The sequence below is a fragment of the Methylobacterium sp. WL116 genome (assembly GCF_008039455.1).
GTDB lineage: Bacteria > Pseudomonadota > Alphaproteobacteria > Rhizobiales > Beijerinckiaceae > Methylobacterium.
In genome coordinates this window covers 1-2,444 of the sequence record NZ_VRUV01000616.1, presented here as the reverse complement: position 1 = coordinate 2,444, position 2,444 = coordinate 1, and the positions used below count along the sequence as shown (strand labels likewise).

Genomic DNA, 2,444 nt, shown 5'->3' with positions numbered 1-2,444 from the left:
CAATCGATCGCCGCGACGGGCTTCGCGGCGATCGATTGCGGCGCGCTTCCGACGCCGGCGCTGGCGCTCGAGGCGATGCGGCGCGGGGCCTGCGCCGTGATGGTCACCGGCAGCCACATCCCGCAGGACCGCAACGGCCTGAAGTTCTACCGGCCCGACGGCGAGATCACCAAGGCCGACGAGGTCGCGATCCTCGCTGCCCTCGGCGACGTCGCCGAAGCCGGGACCATGGCGGCCCCCGTCGCCGCGACGCCGGACCCGGACGTGATCGACCGCTACCGGCGCCGCTACGGCGACGTCTTCCCGCCCGACACCCTGAGCGGGATCCGCGTCGCCGCCTACCAGCAGAGCTCGGTCGCCCGCGACCTGCTCGCCGACCTGCTGGCGGCGTTCGGCGCCGAGGTCACGCCGATCGGCCGCTCGGAGACCTTCGTCCCGATCGACACCGAGGCCCACCGCCCGGAGGACGTCGCCTTCATCGCCGAGGTCATGGCCTCGGGCGACTTCGACGCCCTGGTCACCACCGACGGCGACGCCGACCGGCCGCTGGTCGCGGACGCCGCCGGCGGGATCGTGCGCGGCGACGTGCTCGGCCTGATCACCGCGCGCCATCTCGGCGTCGATGCGGTGGTGGTGCCCGTCACCGCCGGCTCGGCGATCGAGCAGGCCGGCGGGTTCGGGCAGGTGCTGCGCACCCGCGTCGGCTCGCCCTTCGTCATCGCCGGCATGGAGCAGGCGCGGCGGGCGGGGGCGAAGGCGGTCGCCGGCTTCGAGGCGAACGGCGGCTTCCTGCTCGGCTCCGACGTCGCGGTCGGCGACAAGGTCCTGCCCGCCCTGCCGACGCGCGACGCGATGCTGCCCATCCTGGCGACGCTGGCCGCATCCCGGCAGGCGGGGCTGGCGCTGGCCGACCTCGTGGCCTCGCTGAACGTCGGCGAGATGGCGAGCGACCGGCTGCCCGACACGCCGGCCGAGCGCAGCGGCGCCCTCCTGCAAAGCCTCGGCGACGCGTCGTTCCGCCGGACCTTCCTGCAGCCGGTCGGCACCCCGGAGGCGGTCGACGCGCAGGACGGGATCCGGATCGCGCTCGGCGGCGGCCGCACGATCCACTTCCGCGCCTCGGGCAACGCCCCCGAGCTGCGGTGCTACACCGAGGCGCCGACCGCCGCGGAAGCCAAGGACCTCCTCGCCTGGGGGCTCGACGCGGCGGCGGCGGCGATGGCGGCGGGAGCCGGACGCGCGTAGCCGTCGTCGTATCCTCGGGGGTCGGCCGCGCGAGGTCTGGCGATCACGCGATGCGGACGCCCGTTCGCATCGCGTGGCGTAGAACGTCACTGACTAAGTTCGCAAATGTCTGATTTTCTGGGCCGTATCGAACATGGATTGCGCAAGCTCGAGAAGGGTGTGGCCCTTCGGCGTGAGGTGACACGCCGAAACGCCTGCTGAGCTGGCGCAGATCAGGCGCTGATTGAGCGTTTCCTCGAGTTTGAGCACGCGGCGGGCCACCGTCGAATGGTGCACGTCGAGCCGCTTGGCCGCAGCACGGATCGATCCGGCTTCTGTCACGACCAGGAACAAGCGGATGTCTTCCCAATCGAGCTGTGCCAGATCGCGCGGCTTCTTGGCCATGTGCCATCCCACCGTCAGCGGCCGTCCGGCGAACGAACGCCGTACCAGAGATCCTTGACCTGATCGGAGTGGGTCTTGGCGCTGTAGATGGCCACCGGCACCGCGGTGTAGCGCGCCGTGAGGCGGCCGATCGCCTGGACCACGCCGTAGGAGTAGATCACCCGGTCGCGCTGGGCGGTGATCAGGTTCACGCGGGCGTTGAGCAGCTCCTGCTGCGCGTTGAGCACGTCGAGGGTCGTGCGCTGGCCGACGCGGGCTTCCTCGCGGACGCCGTTCAGCGCGACCTCGTTGGCCTGGACCTGGGCCTGGGCGGCGATCACCTGCGCCTTGGCGGCCTCGAGCCGGCCCCAGAAGTCGACCACCTGTGCGCGGACCTGGTCGCGGACCTGATCGGCCTGGATGCGGGTCTGGCCGACCGTTTCCTTGGCCTGACGGATCTGGGCGTATTCCTGGCCGCCTTGGTACAGCGGGATCGTCACGCGCCCGACGATTGCTGCAACGACAGCATTCGAATTGGCAATCTGCTGGTCATAACGCTGATTGACCGAGCCGGATAGGCTGACGGTTGGATACAGCACCCCCTCGTAGACCTTGACCTGCGCCTCGGCCGCGTCGACCGCATGCAGCGCCGAGAGGATTTGCGGATGCTCCTGCAGGCCAATCGCGATCGCCGCGTCGAGGTTGGGCGGCACGTAGCGGTCGAGCGGGCGGCCCGGGGCGAGCTGGCGCGGCTCGACGCCGATGTTCTGGCGATAGGTGCCGATGCTGGTGCGCAGGGCCGATTCCGCGACGCTGACCTGCGAGCGGGCGCCGGC

Annotated in this window: 3 protein-coding genes; 1 reads left to right on the top strand and 2 read right to left on the bottom strand. The window is 71.2% G+C overall.

Going from position 1 to position 2,444, the window contains the following annotated elements; all coding sequences use genetic code 11:
* A partial coding sequence (locus tag FV223_RS25330) for a phosphomannomutase (protein WP_147729533.1) occupies positions 1-1,245 on the top strand: 1,245 nt, incomplete at its 5' end.
* 93 nt (positions 1,246-1,338) lie between these two features.
* On the opposite strand, the gene FV223_RS25325 is transcribed toward FV223_RS25330, so the two are convergent.
* Together FV223_RS25325 and FV223_RS25320 are read right to left on the bottom strand one after the other, a co-directional pair.
* Positions 1,339-1,629, bottom strand: coding sequence for a LysR family transcriptional regulator (locus tag FV223_RS25325; protein WP_147729532.1), 291 nt, complete (start codon positions 1,627-1,629; stop codon positions 1,339-1,341).
* Between the two features lie 14 nt (positions 1,630-1,643).
* Positions 1,644-2,444 (bottom strand): TolC family protein (locus FV223_RS25320; RefSeq protein ID WP_187276243.1); only part of this gene is annotated, 801 nt, incomplete at its 5' end.

What these genes read in the sequence shown, in the direction of transcription:
- FV223_RS25325 (WP_147729532.1), bottom strand. Translation starts at nt 1,629, where the DNA reads ATGGCCAAGAAGCCGCGCGATCTGGCACAGCTCGATTGGGAAGACATC.